Origin of the sequence: Aquitalea palustris (assembly GCF_003693445.1) — a bacterium.
GTDB classification, from domain to species: Bacteria; Pseudomonadota; Gammaproteobacteria; order Burkholderiales; family Chromobacteriaceae; genus Aquitalea; species Aquitalea palustris.
In genome coordinates this window covers 1-19,422 of sequence record NZ_RFAR01000031.1, presented here as the reverse complement: position 1 = coordinate 19,422, position 19,422 = coordinate 1, and the positions used below count along the sequence as shown (strand labels likewise).

Sequence of the window (19,422 nt, the reverse complement as noted above, 5' to 3'; positions counted from 1 at the left end):
TTGCCCGGCTGTTTTTGCATCTGCCGCTGGTTTAGCCGGCCAGATGCCCGGCGTGAAAGCGCAGCTGTTCTTCGATAAAGCTGGCAATGAAGTAATAGCTGTGGTCATAACCGGGATGGCGATGCAGCTGTAGCGCATGGCCGCCGGCACGGGCTGCGTTTTCCAGTGCTTCCGGCTTGAGCTGCTCGGCCAGAAAATTGTCAGCCAGGCCAATATCCACCCGCATTGGCGGCAGCTGTGTTGCTTGCTCCAGCAAATGGCAGGCATCCCACGCCAGCCATTGCTGACGGTCTTCGCCCAGATAGGCGGCAAAGGCTTTTTGCCCCCATGGCACATTCAGCGGATTGGCAATCGGGCTGAAGGCCGATACCGATGCATAGTCCTGCGGCCGCTTGAGCGCGCAGATCAGCGCACCGTGGCCGCCCATGGAGTGGCCGGCAATCGCGCGGCGCTGGCTTACCGGAAAGTGCGCCTCGATCAGCGCCGGCAGTTCGCGGCTGACATAGTCGTACATCCGGTAATGGCGGTTCCACGGGGCCTGGGTAGCGTTGAGATAAAAGCCTGCGCCCTGGCCCAGATCGTAGGCCGCATCGTCTGCCACGCCTTCACCGCGCGGGCTGGTGTCCGGGGCCACGATGGCCATGCCCAGCTCGGCGGCAAGACGCTGTGCGCCGGCTTTCTGCATGAAGTTTTCGTCGGTGCAAGTCAGGCCGGACAGCCAGTACAGCACTGGCACCTTGTCGCCCTGTGCCGCTTGTGGCGGCAGGTAGATGGCAAAACGCATGCGGCAAGCCAGCACCGCCGAATCGTGCAGATACTGCTTGTGCCAGCCACCAAAGCAGCGGTTGCTGCTGATGTTTTCCAGATTCATTTCCGTCTCCCGAAACAGCCGGGCCTGCAACAGTGGCGGCCCGGCAGGGTGGCGCTTAGTCTTTGCCGTAGTGGATGACGGAACGAATGCTCTTGCCCTCGTGCATCAGCGCGAAGGCGGTGTTCACCTCTTCCAGCGGCATGGTGTGGGTGATGAAGTCGTCCAGACGGAATTCGCCCTTCAGGTAACGCTCAACATACGTCGGCAGCTCGGAACGGCCACGCACGCCGCCAAAGGCCGAGCCACGCCATACCCGGCCGGTCACCAGCTGGAAGGGACGGGTGGAGATTTCCTGCCCGGCACCGGCCACGCCGATGATCACCGACTCGCCCCAGCCCTTGTGGCAGCATTCCAGCGCCGAGCGCATCACATTGACATTGCCGATGCACTCGAAGGAGAAGTCCACGCCGCCGTCGGTCATTTCCACGATCACGTCCTGAATCGGCTTGTCGAACAGCGTGGGGTTGATGCAGTCGGTTGCCCCCAGTTTTTTCGCCAGTTCAAACTTGCTGTCGTTGATGTCGATGCCGATGATGCGGCTGGCTCCGGCCATGCGCGCACCGATGATGGCCGACAGGCCGATGCCGCCCAGGCCGAAAATGGCCACGGTATCGCCCGCCTTCACCTTGGCAGTGTTCACCACCGCCCCCATGCCGGTGGTGACGCCACAACCCAGCAGGCAGACTTCTTCCAGCGGTGCAGCCTTGTTCACCTTGGCCAGCGAAATTTCCGGCAGCACGGTGTATTCGGCAAAGGTGGAAGTGCCCATGTAGTGGTAGATGGGTTGGCCATCCTTGGAGAAGCGGGTGGTGCCGTCCGGCATCAGGCCCTTGCCCTGGGTGGCGCGGATTTTCTGACACAGATTGGTCTTGCCGGACTTGCAGAACTTGCACTCGCCACATTCCGGCGTGTACAGCGGAATCACATGGTCGCCCACCGCCACACTGGTGACGCCTTCGCCCACCGACTCGACAATGCCGCCACCTTCATGGCCCAGGATGCAGGGGAAAATGCCTTCCGGATCGGCCCCGGACAGGGTGTAGGCATCGGTATGGCACACGCCGGTGGCCACCAGCTTCACCCGTACCTCGCCCGCCTTGGGCGGGGCCACTTCCACTTCCTCGATGGACAGCGGCTGGCCGGCGGCCCAGGCTACGGCGGCCTTGCACTTGATGATGTCTTGACTCATGGCGATCTCCTGACGGGGTAATCCGCCCGCAACGGCAAGATGCTGCCATGTGCGGGTCGGCTGGGTAGGGCTGCTGGCGGACAGCAGTAAAGCACCATTGTATTGCGACTGTTTTTGTAGATAATCTGCCTAAACGGTAAATGATTTTTTCTCAGGAGCAATAATGCCGACATGGCAAGGGGTGAGCGAATTCGTCAGCGTGGCCGAACTGGGCAGTTTTACCCGCGCGGCACGGGCGCTGGACTTGTCGGTGGCGCAGGTCAGCCGCGAAGTCACCCGGCTGGAGCAGCGCCTGCATGTGCAGCTGCTATACCGCACCACCCGCCAGCTGACACTGACCGAAAGCGGCCAGCTGTATTTGCAACATTGCCGCCAGTTGCTGGACGGGCTGGACGAGGCCGAACGCGCCTTGTCCTTGCACCAGGCGGTGCCGCAGGGCCGGCTCAAGCTCACCGCCCCGGTGGCTTATGGCGAAAGCCATATTGCGCCGCTGATCACCGCCTTTCTGCAGCAATACCCGGCGCTGGACATCCAGCTCAATCTCACTAACCAGGTGCTGGACCTGGTGGCCGAAGGCTATGACCTGGCCATCCGCCTGGGGCATCTGGCCGAATCCAGCTTGGTGGCACGCCGGCTGGCCAGCCGCCGTCAGCATGTGTGCGCGGCCCCGGCTTATTTGCAGCGTCACGGCCTGCCCAACAGCCTGTCCGAGCTGGATGGCCACAACTGCCTGCTGGGCAGCAATGATTTCTGGCATCTGCAAGAGGGCGGTAAGCGCCGCCTGCTGCGGGTGAAAGGCAGCCTGCGCTGCAATAGCGGCCACGCGCTGACCCATGCCGCGCTGCAAGGCGTGGGTATTGTCCAGCTGCCCGATTACTACGTGGCGCGTCATCTGCACAGCGGCGCACTGGTGGAATTGCTTACCGCCTATCGTGAGCCGGATGAGGGCATCTGGGCACTGTATCCGCATAACCGACAGCTCTCGCCCAAGGTGCGCATGCTGGTGGATTACCTGGCCGAGTGCCTGCCGGCTTTTAACCCCCTACTGCCTGCTGCCGGTGGACAAATATTGCCAGCGCGGTGAAACCCCGGGCTGCTTTGCCGTATCATGCCGGCATTGCCGCCGGCCTGTTGCCGGGCGGCGCTCTGCATGCAAGGCCCACATGATGCTGACCCGGCAAATCCCCCGCGAAGAAATCAAAACCATGCCGTTGTTTCCGGCACTGACCCCAGACCAGGTATGCATGCTCGACAACCCGCAGGCGCTGGCTGCCGCCTTGCCGGATTTGCTGGCCGCGCCCTTGCTGGGTTTTGATACCGAATCCAAGCCCACTTTCCGCAAGGGCGAGGAATCGGACGGCCCGCACCTGATCCAGCTGGCCGACAGCCAGCGCGCTTGGCTGGTGCCGGTGGTCAAGGGCGTGCTGCCGGATGAAATCAAGGCTTTGTTGGCCGATCCGGCCCATCCGCTGGTGGGCTTCGATCTGGTGTCCGACCGAGCCCTGCTGAAAAGCCGGCTGGGGGTGGAGTGTGGTGGGCTGATCGATCTGGGCAACTTGCTGCCCTCCGAGGACGCACGCATTACGGTGGGCGCGGTGCAGGCGGTGGCGCGTTTGTTTGGCCAGTACTTTCGCAAATCGAAAAAGCTGTCCACCACCAACTGGTCGCGGCTGCCGCTGAGCCCGGCGCAGCAAGCCTATGCTGGCAACGACGCCTGGGTGGCGCTGCGGGTGTATCAGGAGCTGCAAGCACGTGGCCTGCTGCCGGAGCGGGCGGCATGAGCGACTGGACCGGCTCCTTTGCCGCGCTGGCCGGGCTGGACGACGCCAGCCGCCAGCTGTTGCAGGCGCACAGCCAGCCAGTGCGCGTAGCGGAAGGCACGGTGCTGTTTCGCGAGGGGAGTCCCTGCCAGGCCTATCTGTTTGTGCTGGAGGGGCAGATCCGGGTGCAGAAGGTGGGCGAAAACGGCCGCGAAATCACCCTGTACCGGGTGGAGGCGGGTGAAACCTGCATTGTCACCACCGCCTGCCTGATGAGCGGCACCGATTACGATGCCGAAGGCGTGGCCGAAACCGCCATTGCGGCGCAGGCGCTGCCGATTCCGGCCTTTCGCCAGTTGCTGGCGACTTCGGCGGCCTTTCGCGATTTCGTGTTTCGCGCCTATGGCAGCCGCATTGCCGACCTGCTGTTGTTGATCGAAGAGGTGAGCTTTGGCCGCATCGACCAGCGCTTGGCCGCCTGCCTGCTACAACGTGCGCGTGGTCAGTCGGCGCTGAGCCTGACGCATCAGGAAGTGGCGGCCGAACTGGGCAGCGCGCGCGAAGTGATCAGCCGCCAGCTCAAGGACTTCGAACGCCGTGGCTGGATCCAGCTGGGTCGTGGCCAGCTGCAATTGCTGGATAGCGGCGCCCTGCAGCAACTGGCCGGCAAATAAACCGCGACTGTGGTGGTTGCGGCCGCTTTGCCTCTTCTTGCGCTGCTATGTGATCTAGTCACTGAAGCCACTCGTCGCAAGCGCTAGCCTCTCCTCATCGCCATCTGCATGGCGCCAACCCGAGGAGAACAGCATGTCCCCGAATGTAGGCGGTATCGACCGCACCCTGCGCATCGTCATCGGCATCGCCCTGATCATCGCCACCATGGCCGGCCTGCTGCCGGCCTGGGGCTGGATCGGCATCGTGCCGCTGGCCACCGGCCTGATCCGCTGGTGTCCGGCCTATCTGCCGTTTGGCATCAAGACCTGCAAGCTGAAATAAGCGCCGCAGCCTGCTGCCGGTGACCCGGTCACCGGTATGCATGGCAGTGGGCGATGGCATGGTGTAGCCTGACGACGCCTCCACTCTGTCTTTTTCTCCATGTCCACACCTGTCGTCGCCCGTCCCCTGTTGCAACGCATCAGCCCACTGCTGGGTCTGCTGCCTTTCATGCGTCCTTATCGCCGCCGTGCCTGGCTGGCGCTGCTGGCACTTACCGTGGCCGCCGTGTCCACGCTGGTGTTGCCGATGGCCTTCCGCGTGCTGATCGACCAGGGCTTTTCCAGCCGCAATGCCGGTCACATCAACCAGTATTTCCTGATGCTGTTTGGCGTGGCGGTGGTGCTGGCGCTGGCCACCGCCGGGCGCTTTTATCTGGTGTCCTGGCTGGGTGAGCGGGTAACGGCCGATGTGCGCAGCGCGGTGTACCGCCACGTCATCAGCATGAGCCCGCAGTATTTCGAAACCACCCAGACCGGCGAGGTACTGTCGCGCCTCACCACCGACACCACGCTGGTGCAGACGGTGATCGGCACCAGCCTGTCCATGGGCTTGCGCAATGTACTGCTGATGCTGGGCGGGCTGGTGATGCTGGCCATGACCAGCCCCAGCCTCACCGGCTACATCCTGGTGACGCTGTTGCTGGTGGTGCTGCCCATCGTGCTGTTTGGCCGCCGGGTGCGGGCGCTGTCCAAATCCAGCCAGGACCGTATTGCCGATTCCAGCGCCATGGCCGGGGAAGTGCTCAATGCCATTCCCACCGTGCAGGCCTTCAACCAGCAGGCAGCGGAAGCCAAGCGCTTTGTCGGCTCGGTGGAACTGAGCTTCGGCACCGCGCTGGCGCGCATCCGTGCCCGCTCGCTGCTGACGGTGGCGGTGATCATGCTGATCTTCGGCGCCATCGTCTTCGTGTTGTGGCTGGGCGCGCAGCAGGTATTGGCCGGGCAGATGAGCGGCGGCCTGCTGGCGCAGTTCATCCTGTATGCGGTGGTAACCGCCGGGGCCATCGGCGCAGTGGCCGAGGTATGGGGCGATGTGCAGCGCGCTGCCGGCGCTACCGAGCGGCTGATGGAACTGCTGCAACTGACCTCGCCGGTGACCGAACCCGCCCGGCCGCATGCCTTGCCTGCTGCTGGCCGCTTGCGTTTGCAACAGGTGAGCTTTGCCTACCCCTCGCGGCCGGAGCAACCCTCGCTCAGCCAGATCGATCTGGAACTGGCGCCCGGCGAGCATGTGGCGCTGGTGGGCCCCTCCGGTGCCGGCAAGTCCACGCTGTTCCAGCTCTTGCTGCGTTTCTACGATCCGCAGCAGGGTGCGATCAGCCTGGGCGGTGTGGACATCCGCCAACTGGCGCTGGCCGATTTGCGCCAGCACATCGGCGTGGTGCTGCAGGATTCGGTGATCTTTGGCAGCAGTGCGCTGGAAAACATCCGCTATGGCCGGCCCGGTGCCAGCGATGAAGAAGTCTTCGCTGCTGCCCGAGCCGCCGCCGCCCACGATTTCATCCAGGCCCTGCCGCAAGGCTATGCCACCTATCTGGGCGAGCGCGGCGTGCGCCTGTCCGGTGGCCAGCGCCAGCGCATTGCCATTGCCCGCGCCATCCTGAAAAACCCGCCCATCCTGTTGCTGGACGAAGCCACCAGCGCGCTGGATGCCGAATCCGAACAGCTGGTGCAGCAGGCGCTGGAACGTGCTGCAGCCAACCGCACCACGCTGGTGATTGCCCACCGCCTGGCCACGGTGAAAGAGGCCGACCGTATCGTGGTACTGGAAGGCGGGCGCATTGTGGCGCAAGGCCGGCATGAAGAGCTGCTGCACAGCTCGCCCTTGTATGCGCGGCTGGCAGCGCTGCAGTTTGCTGCCGGTTCAGCCCTGTAATAACAGGCCGCGCTGGCGGAAGCGCTGGTGTTCCTCGGCCGGTACCAGCGAACCTCCGGTGGTCCAGATCAGGTGATGGCTGTCCGCCAGTTGCTGTTGCAGGCCGTGCGCCGCCAGATAAGCCTGACCGGCCCGGCTATTGCACAGCCAGCCCGGCCCGGCCACCGCCGCGGCTGCCGAGGGTTCCACGGCCATGCCGCCGTGGTCTTCCACCAGCAGGCGCTGGCGGAACAGGGCATCGTCATCCACGGTGAATACCCCGCTTAGCTGGCTGCGCATCAGCGGGGCCACCAGGGGCGAGGCCTGGCCTACCGCCAGCCCATCGGCTTCGGTGCGGTTATCCAGGCCGATGTCGTAGACCGAGAGCGGCGCATCGCTGCCGCTGGCCAGCTGCACCAGCATGCAGGGCGAGGCCACCGGTTCGGCAAAGAAGCAATGCACGTTCTGGCCAAACAGCTGTTTCAGCCCGTGACAGATTCCCCCCGGTGCACCGCCCACGCCGCTGGGCAGATAGACAAACAGCGGATGCGCGTCATCCACGCTGATGCCACTGGCCGCCAGCTGCGCCGCCAGCGGGCGGGCGGCGGCGGCATAGCCCAGTAACAGCGGCAGCGAGTGCTCGTCGTCGACAAAATAACTGTTGGGGTCGGCTTCGGCAGTGGCACGGCCCGCCGCCACGGCGGCAGCGTAGTCGCCGGCATGTTCCACCACGGTGACGCCGCGCTGGCGCAGCCGCGCCTTCTTCCATTCCTTGGCCTCCACCGACATATGCACCACCGCCTGAAAGCCCAGCGCTGCCGCCATGATGCCGATGCTCAGGCCCAGATTGCCGGTACTGCCCACCACCACACGATGACTGGCAAACAAGCATCGTGCTGCTGCGCCTGCCAGCAGGCGGCGGTCGTCCTCCGGCTGTATTACGCCGTGCTGCAAGGCCAGGGCCTCGGCATGGGCCAGCACCTCGTGAAAACCGCCACGCGCCTTGATCGAACCGGCCACCGGCAAGGCATGGTCACACTTGAGCAGGGTACGGCCTGCGGCCGGGCCCAGCCCCAGTGCCGTGTGCAGCGCGCTGGCCGCGCACAGCGGCGATTCGATCTGCCCCCGGGTGGCCGCCAGTTCGGCAAATAGCTCAGCCAGCAGCCCGGCACAGCGTTGCAGCCTTGCCTCGGCGGCGGCAACCGCCTGCGGCGTGGGGGCGCTCGCAGGCAGGGCGCTGCCCAATTGCGGGTTCAGCCACAGCAGTGGCTGGCGTGCTTGTAGTGTGGCTAATAGTGCGGGTGGCAGCGGCGCAGACATGGGACAGGCTCCAGTGGTATGAACTGCTGTCATTCTAGGGCTGTATTCCTGACCGTAAAAAGCGATACTTGCTGCTGTAACCATTAGCCGGACTTATGCAAAATGCTGGATGCTTCCATTCTGGCCAGCCTGCGTTGCTTTGACGTGGCGGCCCGCCTGCTCAGCTTCACCGCCGCTGCCAGCCAGCTGCACCTGACCCAGAGTGCGGTCAGTCAGCAGATGCGCCAGCTGGAACAGCGCCTGGGTTATCCACTGTTTCTGCGTCAGCACCGCCGCCTGCAGCTTACCCCGCAGGGCCAGACGCTGCAGCGCAGCGTCAGCACGGCCTTGCAAGACATTGATGCCACCTTGCAGCAACTGGCGGCCGAGGAGCAGGTCTTGCAGATCAGCTGCGCGCCGTCCTTTGCCCTGGACTGGCTGATGCCCAGGCTGGCGGATTTCCAGCGCCAGTACCCGGCCATCACCGTCAGGCTGCGGGCGGAATTCCAGCGCATGCGCCGGCTGGACATGCTGGCGGCCGGGGTGGATATCAGCATCCGCTACGACCCGGATGAGGATGCCGAGCTGCCCGCGCTGCCGCTGCTGGATGAATTCCTGTTGCCAGTAGCCAGCCCGGCTTTTCTGGCCGCCCATCCGGCACTGGTGAGCGCGAGCAGCCTGACGCGCCTGCATGACACGGCGGCCTGGGATGGCGCACCGGCCTTTGCCGAATGGCAGTGCTGGCAGCAACAGGCCCCGGCTGACTGCCAGTTCCAGGCTAGCGTCTGGCAGGAGGTGGAGTGCAATCTGGCCAGTCTGGCGCAGGCGGCGGCGCTGAATCATCAGGGCGTGGCCATGGCGCGTACGGCACAGGTGCTGGACTTGCTGGAAGCCGGCCGTCTGCAGCGGGTTTTCCCCGCCGTGGTGGCAGCGCCCGCGCGCTATGTGCTGCGCAGCCTGCGGCCGGAGGACAGCCGGGTACGGTTGTTCTGCCAGTGGTTGCAGCAGCAGTGCCAGCAGTTTGCCCGGCAGCGCCAGGCCGTGCTGGGCTGCTGAAAGCTGGCTGAGGCGGACGGATTGCTCTACATTGCTCATGCCTCTTTGCCAGCATGCCATCCCATGAGTACTGATCTTGCGCACGACCGCTGCGGTTTCCAGCCGGCCACCCATCAGGTGGTGCTGCGCTACCACCAGGCCTGGAAACAGCGCCGGCTGGACGACATCCTGGCGCTGTACCATCCGGACATCGCCTATCACGATTTCCTGCAAAACCGCGTGTTCCACCTGGCCGAGCTGCGCGACTACGTGCAAGCCTCGCTGCCGCAGGGCGAGGCCGAGCGGCTGGAGCATTGCGACCGCATCCGCGTGGATGGCGATACCGCCTTCATCCAGTACCAGCTGGTGCTGCGTGGCGGGCAGGCTTCGTTTCAGAGCAGCGAAGCCATTACCGTGCGCGAGGGGCTGATCTGGCGCGTGCGCGAATATGCCACCCTGCAGCACGGCGACAAGGATGGCGGCGGCGTAGCCAGTCAGCGCAGCCCGCTGCAAAGGCTGGGCCTGTCGGCCCGTCAGCTGGGGCGCATGGCGGAAGACCTGCACAGCTATTTCCACCAGCAGCAGCCTTATTTGCAGGCCGACTGCAATCTGGCCGCCGTGGCCGCCGCCACCGGCTACAGCCGCAACCAGCTGTCCTATCTGCTGAACCAGGTGCTGGGGCAAAGCTTTTACCGCTACGTCAACCAGGCGCGGCTGCAGCATCTGCTGGCCAGCCTGCCCGCCGCCGACAGCATGGCGCGCATCGACCAGCTGGCCTTCGCCGCCGGCTTCAATTCGCTATCGGTGTTCTACCGCTGTTTCCGCGACCATACCGGCCTGACTCCCGCCGCCTGGCTGCGGCGTTTTCCGTGCGGGTCCGCACAGACGACCGGCGACCAGCACAAGGTCTAAGCTGCAGGCTTCTTTCATGGAGGCCTGCTTATGGGCGCAACACACAAGATCAGCCTGTGGATGGAACAGCTGGGCGACAGCCTGGCACCGCGCCCGGCGCTCACTGGCGATATCGAAGCCGATGTGGCCATTGTCGGTGCCGGCTTTACCGGCTTGTGGACGGCCTATTACCTGAAACAGCAGGCCCCGGATCTGAACATCGTGGTGCTGGAGGCCGAGATCGCCGGCTTTGGCGCATCCGGCCGCAATGGCGGCTGGGTGATTGGCGAGGTGCTGGGCGAAGACCGGCTGCTGGCCGGGCTGGACCCGCTCGCCCGCAGCCAAAGCCGTGCCCTGCTGCATGACATTCCCGATGAAGTGGGCCGGGTCATCGCCCGCGAAGGCATCGACTGCCATTACCGCAAGGGCGGGGTGCTGTACTGCGCCGCCCGCTATCCCGAGCAGGAAAGCCGGCTGCGCCAGCAACTGGTCGACTGGCGCGCCCATGGCCATGGCGAGGACGATTATCGCTGGCTGGACGTGGCGGAGCTGAACCAGCAGCTGCGGCTGGCCACGCCCTATGGCGCGGTGTTTTCGCCCCATGTCGCCACCATTCAGCCAGCGCGGCTGGTGCGCGGCCTGGCGGCCTGCGTGGAAGGCATGGGGGTAACCATCTACGAACAAAGCCGGGTCGACACGCTGGGTACCGGCGAGTTGCGCACCGCCCATGGCCGGGTGCGGGCGCGCTGGGTGGTGCCGGCGGTGGAAGGCTATGCCAGCACCCTGCCGCCGCTGGGCCGTTACCAGTTGCCGGTGCAGAGCCTGATCATTGCCACCGAACCCTTGTCCGAGGCCTTGTGGCAGGAAATCGGGCTGGAACATGGCCAGGCCTTCAGCGAAAACAGCCGCCAGGTCAGCTATGGCCAGCGCAGCCGCGACAACCGGCTGGTGTTTGGTGCCCGTGGCGGCTATCGCTTTGGCGGCAAGCTGCGGCAGGATTTCCAGCTCAGTCCGGACGAAATCAATCTGCGCCGCCAATTGATGGTGGAGCTGTTTCCCATGCTGGCCGGGGCGCGCATCAGCCATGGCTGGGGCGGTAATCTGGGTGCGGCGCGGCGTTTCCAGCCGCATATGGTGTGCGATGCCGGCCACGGCCTGGCCTGGGCCGGTGGCTATGGTGGCGAAGGCGTGGGCGCCAGCAATCTGGCCGGGCGGACCCTGGCCGAGCTGATGCTGGGCAAGGACACACTGCTTACCCGCCAGCCCTGGGTAAAAACCGTGGCCAGCCTGGGCCGCTGGGAGCCGGAGCCGCTGCGCTGGCTGGGTTACAACGCCATCATCAAGAGCTTTGTCTGGGAAGACCAGACGCTGAATAACCCCGCCAGCCCGGCATGGCAGCGCCGGCTGGCACAGCGGCTGGCTGACCGGATGGAAAGCCTGATGCGCTAGCCAGCCGCCTGGCCATGTTCAATGGCGGCTGACACAACAGAAGATGGCCGGCTGCCACTGCGACCGGCCCCCCAAAGCCAGACTATTTGCAGGCAGTGCCTGCCAGCGGAGAACCATCATGTCGATTACCCTGCTGCCGCAATGCGGCGACCTTCCGCTATCCGCACCCAGCCCGGTGGCCATGCCGCTGGGTTTGCCGCACGCGGCCACCCGCGTGCATGCCGTCGAGCGTCCGGACGGGGTGGAAACCGGCGTCTGGGAATGCAGCCCGGGGCGCTGGCGGCGCCAGATCATGCAGGCGGAGTTTTGCCACTTTATCCAGGGGCGTTGCCGCTTCATTCCCGATGATGGGGAGGCCATCGACATTCGCGCGGGCGATGCACTGTTTTTCCCCGCTAATAGCACAGGAGTGTGGGAAGTGACGGAAACCGTGCGCAAATCCTATGTGCTGTGGCCGGACTGAAAGCAAGCGCAGCAGCCGGCGCTCGCGACGATAAGGACGACGGCATGTCACGCTAGACGGGCCAGGGGGCTTGGCCTAAACTGGCCGCTCCCCCCTCATGGCAGCTGCATGCCAAAGCCAAGTCCCGTGTTCAATACTGCATCAGACCAGCCGCTCGCCTTGTCCGGCCGCTGGCGGGTCGACATCCCCAAGGCACTGTGGCCGGAGTTTGAAGCCTATATCTGGCAGCACCATCGCGGTTTTCTGCTGCTGACCAATATCATCGCCGCGCTGGCGTTTTTCTCTTATGTGCTGGCCGATGCCCTGCTGATTCCCGACATGGCGCAAGCATCGCTGCTGCTGCGCAGTGTCCTGTTGCTGGTGGCCATGCTGGATATCTGGCTGGTGTTCGGTCGTCGCCGCCGCAACATCCTGCTGCTGGACCAGCTGATGCCGCTGCACGACCTGATTGCCACCGTGGCCTGGTTCGAGCTGCTCAAGCGCAGCCATTCGCCGGATGTGCCCACTTTTCTCTATGCCTCGCTGATTTTCATCGTGTTCGCCAATCTGGGCGTGCGGGTGTCGTTCAAGGGGGCGCTGGCCAGCTCGCTGGCCATTTCGCTGGTGATCATCGGCAATGTGGCGCTGATGAATCCACATGACAGCAAGCCGCTGCTGGTGTTTTCGCTGGTTTATCTGCCGGTGCTGTTGTTCTGTCTGTTCATGAGCTGGAATACCACCAGCAGCGTGCGGCTGGCGTTTTATGCCTCGCAGGAAGAGGCAAGACGCAAGAACGAGCTGTCCTCGCTGAACCGGCGGCTGCAAATGCTGGCCTCCACCGATGCGCTGACCCAGGTGGGCAACCGCCGTGCCTTTGATCTGCAGCTGGAACAACTCTGGCTGCAGATGAGCCAGCATGGCCGGCCCTTTGCCCTGCTGCTGGTGGATATCGATTTTTTCAAACCCTATAACGACCACTATGGTCATCTGGCGGGCGATCATGTGCTGGCCGAGGTGGCCAGCGCCATGGTAAACAGCCTGCGCAGCGGGCAGGCCCGCGCCTTCCGCTATGGCGGCGAAGAGTTTGCCATCCTGCTGCAAAGCGGCCGCCAGGATGAGTTGCGGCGCATCGGCCAGCGTTTGCTGCAGCAGGTGGCGGCCTTGCAGGTTGAACACCACCACCGCCCGGACGGGCCGCCCCATCTCACCATCAGCGTGGGTGCGGCCTTGTCCAGCCTGCCAGGCTTGCGTGACGCCACCGACCTGCTGGCCTGCTGCGACCGCATGCTGTATCGCGCCAAGCAGCAGGGGCGAAACCAGCTGCAGCTGGCGACGGATGACATGGTGGCGGGCCGTGACTGAACCCTGCCCGGCCTCAGCCTGCCAGCAGCCCGCCGGCCCGTTGCAGCACCGCACCCAGCAGCACATCAGCGCCCATGCGGATGTCTTGCGGTAGCGCGTCTTCTGCCTCGTTGTGGCTGATGCCGCCCACGCAGGGAATGAAAATCATGGTGGTGGGACAGTGCCGGGCCAGATGGATGGCATCGTGGCCGGCACCGCTGACGATATCCTGATGCGGATAGCCCAGCGCGGTGACTGCCTGGCGTACCGCACCGATGCAGTCGCGGTCGAATGGCGTGGCGGCGCTGAACCAGTGCTGCCGGATGTCGACCGTCAGGCCGCGTGCGGTGGCCAGTTGCTGCAGCAGGGTGCGGGCGTCTTGCTCCATGGCTGCGATCTGCGCGTCCTGATGGTGGCGCAGGTCGATGGTGAAGTGGACCTGGCCGGGAATGGTATTGCGCGAGGAGCCGGGAATGGCCAGCTGCCCCACCGTAACCAGCCCGTGCGGGCTGAATTCACCGGCCAGCTGTTCCAGCCGGCTGATCATGGTACTGGCGGCAAACAGCGCATCGCGGCGCAGGTGCATCGGCGTGGTGCCGGCGTGGGCCGGGCTGCCGGCGACCCGCACATCCAGCCAGCAGATGGCCTGGCCGCCGGTTACCACCCCGATGGGCAGGCCGGCCTGTTCCAGGATAGGCCCCTGTTCGATATGGGCTTCGAAATAGGCATCAAAAGCGCGGCCCAGCGGCAGGTTGCCGGCATGGCCGGCCAGGGCGGTGGCCACGCTGATGCCCTGTGCGTCTTCTGCCGCCAGGGCCTCTTCCAGCGGCAATACACCGCAAAACGCTGCCGAACCCAGCATGGCCGGGGTGAAGCGCGCGCCTTCTTCATTGGTCCATACCGCGATTTCCAGCGGCTTGTCGGTGGTGATGCCGGCATCGTTCAGGCTGCGTACCACTTCCAGCCCGGCCAGCACACCATAAATGCCGTCAAAGCGGCCACCGGCTGGCTGGGTGTCCAGATGGCTGCCCATCACCACCGGCTTGGCTTGCGGGTCGCGCCCGGCGCGGCGGGCAAACAGATTGCCGATGGCATCGGTATCCAGGCTCATGCCGGCCTGGTGGCACCAGTCGGCAAACAGGGCGCGGCCGGCGAAGTCTTCTGCTGACAAGGCCAGCCGGCAATTGCCGCCTGCTGCGGTGGGGCCGACTTTGGCCATGTCCATCAGGCTATTCCATAAACGTGGACCATTCACGGTCAGCATGCTCGTTCTCCTTAATATTGGTTGGCAGGGCGCGGTGGTCAGTAGCCCAGCGCCGGGTCGGCGCGATGCAGCAGGGCTGCGCCGGTCAGCAGTCGCTGCGTGTTCGCGGCGATCTGGCTGGCAATGCAGCGCGCCGAGGCCGCCGAGGCCATGTGCGGGGTGACGGTAACGCCCGGCGTGTGCCACCACGGATGATCTGCTGGCAGTGGTTCCTGCTCGAACACGTCCAGCAAGGCTGCGCGCAGCTGGCCACTGCTGAGGGCCGCTGCCAGATCCGCAGCCGCCACATGCTGGCCACGGCCGCCATTCACCAGCACCGCGCCCGGGGCCAGTGCGGCAAACACCCGGCTATTCAGTAGTCCTGCGGTGGCCGTGGTCAGCGGCAGCAGATTGATCAGCAAATCCAGCCCGGTCAGGCAATCCTGCAAGCCGCTGTCGCCGTGATGGCAGTCCACCCCGGCCAGCGTCTTGGGGCTGCGCGACCAGCCGCGCACCGCATAGCCGGCCCCGGCCAGATCCTGTGCCACGGCACTGCCCATCGAGCCCAGTCCCAGCACGCCCACCCGGTATTCCCCGGCCGGTATTTGCGGCGGGCGCTGCCAGCGCGCCTGCTGCTGCCTGGCCAGCACCAGGTCGAAGTGGCGCTGATAGTGGATGACCGCCCAGCGCATGAATTCCACCATGCCCTGGCGCTGTTCCGGGTCCACTACCCGGCATACCGGCACGGCCGGCAGGTCGCCGGCCGTGTCCAGATGCTCGATGCCGGCAGACACGGAATGGATCAGCCGCAGTTTTGGCAGCGCCTGCAGCGCACCCGCGGGCGGAAACCAGCAGGCGGCGACTTCCGCTTCGCTGGCACCCGCCTCGTGCGCTTGAAGCACGCGCAGCGCGGGTGCCACCTGGGCGAAGGCCTGGCGCAGCTCCGCCATCAGCTCGGCATCGTCGGTCAGCAGAACAACCGTGCTCATGAGGCATAGCTTTGCTGTTGATCGGCAATCAGCGACAGCGCCGCCTGCCAGCCCAGGGCGATGATTTCTTCTTCATCACTACGGGCAAACTGGGCCGAGGTGTGCTGGCGTACTGCCTCGCTGGGGTAGTGCAGCTGGGCGCCGCCGGCCATGGCCTGTACCTGTGCCTGACAGGCGCGTTCCAGGAAGTAGATTTCGTGGAAGGCCTCGGCCACCGAGCGGCCACCGGCCAGCAGGCCGTGGTTGCGCAGGATCAGCGCCTTGTTGTACGGGCCCAGGTCGGCCACCACCCGTTCGCGCTCTTCCAGCGACAGGGCAATGCCCTCGTACTCGTGGTAGCTCAGTCGCCCATAAAACTTCAGCGCATGCTGGGTGATCGGCAGCAGGCCGTGTTCCTGCGCCGATACCGCCATGCCGGCTGCGGTATGGGTGTGCACCACGCAGTGCAGGTCGGGCCGCGCCATGTGCACAGCGGAGTGAATGACAAAACCCGCCTTGTTGACGCGCTGCAGCTCGCCGTCGCCGCCCACCACATTGCCATGCTGGTCGATGCGCACCAGGTCGGAAGCGCGCATGTGCTGGAACAGCACACCGTAGCGGTTGATGAGGAAATGATGCTCGGGGCCGGGAATGCGCAGCGAAATATGGGTATCGATCATGTCCGTCATGCGGAAATGGGCGATCAGCCGGTACAGCGCTGCCAGTTCGCAGCGTGCCTGCCATTCTTCAGGGGAAAATCGGGCCGCTTGATTCATGAGGTTCTCCAGGGATTAACGGACAAAGACCAGCTCGGGCGACGTACTCTGCCGCCGCAGGCGGGACAAGCCGTACACACCGACAAAGGACACCAGGGACAGCAGCGAGAAAAACACTGCCAGCGGCCACCATTGGCCGGCAAAGCGGCTGGCCAGCCAGGTGCCGATCAGCGGCGTGGTGCCGCCGGCCAGGGCGCAGATCAGCTGGTAGGCCAGCGAAATGCCGGAATAGCGCAGCCGCACCGGAAAGGCTTCGGCCATGTAGCCGGCAATCACCGCATACAGGCCGGACAGGGTGATCACCGCCATGGCAATGCCCGCGGTCATCAGCAGGATGTTGCCGGTTTCCACCAGCAGGAACATGGGATAGGGCAGCACCACGCACAGCAGCGAGACGATCTTGAGGAAATAGCCTTCGCCGATCTTCTCCGCCAGCAAGGCCGAACAGGGCTGCGACAGGAACTGCAGGATGGTCACCAGGAACAGCGTGTCCAGGATGGTGGAGCGGGCAATGCCCTGGTACTGGGTCACATAGGTGATCATGAAGGTGTTGGTGAAGAAGAAGCCGGCCGAGCCGATGGTGACCGCAGCGGCGGCAAACAGGATTTCACGCCAGCAATCGCGTACCACTTCCAGCACCGGATATTTCGCCGTGCTGTGTTCGGCCTGTACCGCCTTGAATTCCGGCGACTCGTCCACGCCGATGCGGATGGCCAGGCCCACGCACATCAAGAGGCCGCTGGCCAGAAAAGGCAGGCGCCAGCCCCAGCTGAGAAAGTCGGCCTGATCCAGCGAGGTGACCAGCCGGAAAGCAATCAGCGACAGGATCAGCCCGGCCGGACTGCCCAGCTGGGCAAACGAGGCATAGAAGGTCTTGCGCTTGGGCGGTGCGTGTTCGCTGGCCATCAGCACGGCCCCGCCCCATTCGCCACCTACTGAAATACCCTGGATGAAGCGCAAGGCCACCAGGCCGATGGGCGCCCAGATGCCGGCACTGGCATAGCTGGGCAACAGGCCGATGCCGGCGGTGGCCACGCCCATCAGTGCCATGGTGAACAACAGCATTTTCTTGCGTCCCAGCCGGTCGCCCAGGTGGCCGAACACCATGCCGGCCATGGGGCGGGCGATAAAGCCGACGGCAAAGGTGGCAAAGGCGGCCAGCGTGCTCAGCGTGGGATCGCTGCTGGGGAAAAACACCTGGCCCAGCACCAGGGCCGCTGCGGTGGCGTAGATATAGAAATCGTAAAACTCGATGGTGGTGCCAATGAAGGCCGCCGCCGCAGCTCGGCGCGACTGGCTGGAGGCTTGGGTCATGGGGGGATTCCTCTTATTTGTAGATGCGTGTTCAAGATCGGGCGACATGCACGTCGGTCTGCGCTCTGCTGGCGCGTTGAGGGTTTATCGCATGGGCATTATCATTAGTAAAATTATCAAAATTGAAGTTTGAAATAAGCAAAACTAATAGCAAGAAGGTAGGCCGAGCATGGCAAAAACAACGGGGATAACCCAGGCCAACATGACAGCAGGACGGCGTTTTCTGAGCGACAGGCTGGATTGGAATCTGCTGCGGACTTATCTGGTAATTGCCCAGGAAAGCAGCATCAGCCGAGCGGCTGCACGTTTGCATGTCACGCAGTCGGCGGTGAGCCAGGCCTTGAAACGGCTGGAAGAACAGTTGCAATGCACACTGATATTGCGGCAGGGGACGCGCTTCACCCTGACCGAAACCGGCGATGAAATCTTCCGCATCGCCAGCGATATCTACGGCAATGTGTCGCGGCTGAGCGCTGCGCTGGAAAACCGCAGCCAGGACATGCTGGGCAAGGTGCGCATACTGTGCGCCACCGGGCTGGAGGCAGCGCACTACGATGCCTATCTGGCCCGCTTTCATCAGCAGTACCCACGGGTGGAGCTGGAGGTGGAAGTCATGCGCAGTGCCGACATCATCAGCGGCCTGCTGCAAAAAACCGCCAGCCTGGGGCTGGGCCTGTGTCGCCTGCCACAGGCCAGGCTGGAACGGCGCTGTCTCATCACCCAGCGCTATGCATTTTATTGTGGCCGCAGCCATCCCTTGTTTGGCCGGCGCGACCTGACGATGGAGTCATTGCAGGGACAGAATTTTGTCAGCTTCGTCAGCGACCAGATTGGCGACAACCTGTCACCGCTGACCATCTTCCGCGACCAGCAAGGCTATACCGGCAAGATCATTGCCGCCTCTTCCAGCCTGGAAGAAGTGCGGCGGCTGGTCCGTGCCGGCTTTGGCATAGGCAGCCTGCCGGAACACGTGGCGGCCCGTGATGTGGCGCAAGGCGAGCTATGGCGGCTGCCGCCAGCTGCCGGCATTGCCGATCTGGATATTTATTTGCTGTGGAATCGCGAGCAGAAGCTGAGCGTGGCGGAAAGCGTATTTCTGGAGGGCTTGCAGCACTGTTTGCCCGGGCCGGAGCACGGCGAAGGCGCTTAGGCCTGTGCAAACCGGCAGGCGGCGGCAAAGATTGCCAGTCAGCGGCAAGATTGGCGTCAATAAATGTAAAGCGATGATAAGAAAAGAAAAATCAGCCGCAAAAGAAGCTGGTACGGATATTGCTGTAGCAGGGCATCCCCTGCCGGGCTTGCTGGCTTGTGCCGGGACCATCCAGATATCACCACCAGACCGCCAGGAGTCAAACCAGATGGCAATGCCCATTTCACCCGCCAGCAGCTATGGCAGCTATATGCCCAAAACCAATAGCAGCAATCGTCCGGCACCTGCGCCGGCACCGTCCACCACCACCCCGGAAGCAGAGCAAGCGGTCAGCCCGGGTGGCAATGTAGGCTCGCTGATCAATACCAAGGCCTGAGTCAGCCGCCCGGCCGCGCCCTGAGCACGGCCCGGGACGGCGGCGCCATCACACCTGGTAGCGGGCGAGAATATCCGCCTGCAGCCGCGCCATCTCGTCCAGCTGGGCGGCATTCTGTGCCGTATGCTGGGCTGCCGCGCTGGCCTCTTCCGAAGCCTGTGCCGTTCTTTCCACCATGGCGGCAATATTGTTGCTGGCCTCGCCCTGCTGCTGGATGGCCGCGGCCACGGCATCGCTGCCCTGAACCGCACTACCCGCCAGTTCGCCAATACGGCGCATGGCCACCGCAGCCTGATCGGCACGCGTCACGCCCACTTTCACCAGCTCTTCTGCCTTTTGCATCTGGGCAGTGGCCTGGACAGCATTGCCCAGCATGGCTTCGATGGTGGAGGAAATTTCCTGGGTAGACTTGGTCGTGCGCTCGGCCAGTTTGCGCACCTCGTCGGCCACCACGGCAAAGCCACGGCC

General features: G+C 64.3%; 20 protein-coding genes. 12 read left to right on the top strand and 8 right to left on the bottom strand.

Going from position 1 to position 19,422, the window contains the following annotated elements:
* Positions 1–31: 31 nt before the first annotated feature.
* Both fghA and EAY64_RS08815 read right to left on the bottom strand, forming a co-directional pair.
* Positions 32–865, bottom strand: coding sequence for an S-formylglutathione hydrolase (fghA, locus tag EAY64_RS08820; protein WP_199734423.1), 834 nt, complete (start codon positions 863–865; stop codon positions 32–34).
* A gap of 61 nt (positions 866–926) precedes the next feature.
* Positions 927–2,060 (bottom strand): S-(hydroxymethyl)glutathione dehydrogenase/class III alcohol dehydrogenase, encoded by a 1,134-nt coding sequence (locus tag EAY64_RS08815; RefSeq protein ID WP_103524400.1) that lies wholly within the window; start codon positions 2,058–2,060, stop codon positions 927–929.
* Between the two features lie 163 nt (positions 2,061–2,223).
* Here EAY64_RS08815 and EAY64_RS08810 point away from each other — a divergent pair, with 163 nt between their 5' ends.
* The 5 genes from EAY64_RS08810 (at position 2,224) to EAY64_RS08790 (ending at position 6,691) form a co-directional block, all read left to right on the top strand.
* The gene (locus EAY64_RS08810) at positions 2,224–3,144 is read left to right on the top strand and encodes a LysR substrate-binding domain-containing protein (protein WP_103524399.1); all 921 of its coding nucleotides are present in this window, start codon (positions 2,224–2,226) and stop codon (positions 3,142–3,144) included.
* Positions 3,145–3,265: 121 nt separating this feature from the next.
* Entirely contained in the window at positions 3,266–3,841 is a 576-nt protein-coding gene (locus EAY64_RS08805) for a 3'-5' exonuclease (protein ID WP_158604644.1), read from the top strand.
* Complete coding sequence (locus EAY64_RS08800) at positions 3,838–4,494, top strand: Crp/Fnr family transcriptional regulator (RefSeq protein WP_103524397.1); 657 nt, start codon at positions 3,838–3,840, stop codon at positions 4,492–4,494. Before EAY64_RS08805 ends, EAY64_RS08800 begins: the two co-directional genes overlap by 4 nt.
* A 133-nt stretch (positions 4,495–4,627) precedes the next feature.
* Positions 4,628–4,816 (top strand): YgaP family membrane protein, encoded by a 189-nt coding sequence (locus EAY64_RS08795; RefSeq protein WP_103524396.1) that lies wholly within the window; start codon positions 4,628–4,630, stop codon positions 4,814–4,816.
* Between the two features lie 99 nt (positions 4,817–4,915).
* Positions 4,916–6,691 (top strand): ABC transporter transmembrane domain-containing protein, encoded by a 1,776-nt coding sequence (locus EAY64_RS08790; protein ID WP_103524395.1) that lies wholly within the window; start codon positions 4,916–4,918, stop codon positions 6,689–6,691.
* Here EAY64_RS08790 and dsdA read toward each other — a convergent pair.
* Positions 6,680–7,990 (bottom strand): D-serine ammonia-lyase, encoded by a 1,311-nt coding sequence (dsdA, locus tag EAY64_RS08785; RefSeq protein ID WP_103524394.1) that lies wholly within the window; start codon positions 7,988–7,990, stop codon positions 6,680–6,682. The two genes, EAY64_RS08790 and dsdA, sit on opposite strands and share 12 nt — an antisense overlap.
* 102 nt (positions 7,991–8,092) lie before the next feature.
* On the opposite strand from dsdA, the gene EAY64_RS08780 reads away from it, so the two are divergent.
* From EAY64_RS08780 to EAY64_RS08760, 5 genes are all read left to right on the top strand, one after another.
* Positions 8,093–9,025, top strand: coding sequence for a LysR substrate-binding domain-containing protein (locus tag EAY64_RS08780; RefSeq protein ID WP_103524393.1), 933 nt, complete (start codon positions 8,093–8,095; stop codon positions 9,023–9,025).
* Between the two features lie 63 nt (positions 9,026–9,088).
* Entirely contained in the window at positions 9,089–9,916 is an 828-nt protein-coding gene (locus EAY64_RS08775) for an AraC family transcriptional regulator (RefSeq protein WP_103524392.1), read from the top strand.
* Positions 9,917–9,946: 30 nt separating this feature from the next.
* Entirely contained in the window at positions 9,947–11,344 is a 1,398-nt protein-coding gene (locus EAY64_RS08770; RefSeq protein WP_199734422.1) for an NAD(P)/FAD-dependent oxidoreductase, read from the top strand.
* A 118-nt stretch (positions 11,345–11,462) separates the two neighbouring features.
* Positions 11,463–11,807, top strand: a complete 345-nt coding sequence (locus EAY64_RS08765; protein ID WP_103524391.1) for a cupin domain-containing protein — start codon at positions 11,463–11,465, stop codon at positions 11,805–11,807.
* Between the two features lie 126 nt (positions 11,808–11,933).
* Positions 11,934–13,148 carry a GGDEF domain-containing protein gene (locus EAY64_RS08760; RefSeq protein ID WP_199734421.1) on the top strand — a complete coding sequence of 405 codons (1,215 nt, stop codon included), beginning with the start codon at positions 11,934–11,936 and terminating at the stop codon, positions 13,146–13,148.
* A gap of 13 nt (positions 13,149–13,161) precedes the next feature.
* On the opposite strand, the gene EAY64_RS08755 is transcribed toward EAY64_RS08760, so the two are convergent.
* Genes EAY64_RS08755 through EAY64_RS08740 form a run of 4 tightly spaced genes read right to left on the bottom strand, consistent with a single transcriptional unit; the run spans position 13,162 to position 17,428 of the window.
* Positions 13,162–14,391: a Zn-dependent hydrolase gene (locus EAY64_RS08755; protein WP_103524389.1), complete on the bottom strand. Its 1,230-nt coding sequence runs from the start codon at positions 14,389–14,391 to the stop codon at positions 13,162–13,164.
* Between the two features lie 38 nt (positions 14,392–14,429).
* Entirely contained in the window at positions 14,430–15,359 is a 930-nt protein-coding gene (locus EAY64_RS08750; protein ID WP_103524388.1) for a 2-hydroxyacid dehydrogenase, read from the bottom strand.
* The gene (locus EAY64_RS08745) at positions 15,356–16,114 is read right to left on the bottom strand and encodes a class II aldolase/adducin family protein (RefSeq protein ID WP_103524387.1); all 759 of its coding nucleotides are present in this window, start codon (positions 16,112–16,114) and stop codon (positions 15,356–15,358) included. Before EAY64_RS08745 ends, EAY64_RS08750 begins: the two co-directional genes overlap by 4 nt.
* A 15-nt stretch (positions 16,115–16,129) precedes the next feature.
* On the bottom strand, positions 16,130–17,428 hold the full coding sequence (locus EAY64_RS08740; protein ID WP_103524386.1) for an MFS transporter: 1,299 nt from the start codon (positions 17,426–17,428) through the stop codon (positions 16,130–16,132).
* Positions 17,429–17,597: 169 nt separating this feature from the next.
* Here EAY64_RS08740 and EAY64_RS08735 point away from each other — a divergent pair, with 169 nt between their 5' ends.
* Positions 17,598–18,578: a LysR family transcriptional regulator gene (locus tag EAY64_RS08735; RefSeq protein WP_199734420.1), complete on the top strand. Its 981-nt coding sequence runs from the start codon at positions 17,598–17,600 to the stop codon at positions 18,576–18,578.
* 208 nt (positions 18,579–18,786) lie between these two features.
* Positions 18,787–18,954 carry a hypothetical protein gene (locus EAY64_RS20375; protein ID WP_158604643.1) on the top strand — a complete coding sequence of 56 codons (168 nt, stop codon included), beginning with the start codon at positions 18,787–18,789 and terminating at the stop codon, positions 18,952–18,954.
* Positions 18,955–19,002: 48 nt separating this feature from the next.
* Here the strand turns inward: EAY64_RS20375 and EAY64_RS08730 are convergent.
* Positions 19,003–19,422: methyl-accepting chemotaxis protein (locus EAY64_RS08730; RefSeq protein ID WP_233566478.1), on the bottom strand; the 420-nt coding region annotated here is incomplete at its 5' end.

Coding starts and splice junctions, on each gene's coding strand:
- EAY64_RS08815 (WP_103524400.1), bottom strand. CDS start 2,060: ATGAGTCAAGACATCATCAAGTGCAAGGCCGCCGTAGCCTGGGCCGCC.
- EAY64_RS08810 (WP_103524399.1), top strand. CDS start 2,224: ATGCCGACATGGCAAGGGGTGAGCGAATTCGTCAGCGTGGCCGAACTG.
- EAY64_RS08805 (WP_158604644.1), top strand. CDS start 3,266: ATGCCGTTGTTTCCGGCACTGACCCCAGACCAGGTATGCATGCTCGAC.
- EAY64_RS08800 (WP_103524397.1), top strand. CDS start 3,838: ATGAGCGACTGGACCGGCTCCTTTGCCGCGCTGGCCGGGCTGGACGAC.
- EAY64_RS08795 (WP_103524396.1), top strand. CDS start 4,628: ATGTCCCCGAATGTAGGCGGTATCGACCGCACCCTGCGCATCGTCATC.
- EAY64_RS08790 (WP_103524395.1), top strand. CDS start 4,916: ATGTCCACACCTGTCGTCGCCCGTCCCCTGTTGCAACGCATCAGCCCA.
- dsdA (WP_103524394.1), bottom strand. CDS start 7,990: ATGTCTGCGCCGCTGCCACCCGCACTATTAGCCACACTACAAGCACGC.
- EAY64_RS08780 (WP_103524393.1), top strand. CDS start 8,093: ATGCTGGATGCTTCCATTCTGGCCAGCCTGCGTTGCTTTGACGTGGCG.
- EAY64_RS08775 (WP_103524392.1), top strand. CDS start 9,089: ATGAGTACTGATCTTGCGCACGACCGCTGCGGTTTCCAGCCGGCCACC.
- EAY64_RS08770 (WP_199734422.1), top strand. CDS start 9,947: ATGGGCGCAACACACAAGATCAGCCTGTGGATGGAACAGCTGGGCGAC.
- EAY64_RS08765 (WP_103524391.1), top strand. CDS start 11,463: ATGTCGATTACCCTGCTGCCGCAATGCGGCGACCTTCCGCTATCCGCA.
- EAY64_RS08755 (WP_103524389.1), bottom strand. CDS start 14,391: ATGCTGACCGTGAATGGTCCACGTTTATGGAATAGCCTGATGGACATG.
- EAY64_RS08750 (WP_103524388.1), bottom strand. CDS start 15,359: ATGAGCACGGTTGTTCTGCTGACCGACGATGCCGAGCTGATGGCGGAG.
- EAY64_RS08745 (WP_103524387.1), bottom strand. CDS start 16,114: ATGAATCAAGCGGCCCGATTTTCCCCTGAAGAATGGCAGGCACGCTGC.
- EAY64_RS08740 (WP_103524386.1), bottom strand. CDS start 17,428: ATGACCCAAGCCTCCAGCCAGTCGCGCCGAGCTGCGGCGGCGGCCTTC.
- EAY64_RS08735 (WP_199734420.1), top strand. CDS start 17,598: ATGGCAAAAACAACGGGGATAACCCAGGCCAACATGACAGCAGGACGG.
- EAY64_RS20375 (WP_158604643.1), top strand. CDS start 18,787: ATGGCAATGCCCATTTCACCCGCCAGCAGCTATGGCAGCTATATGCCC.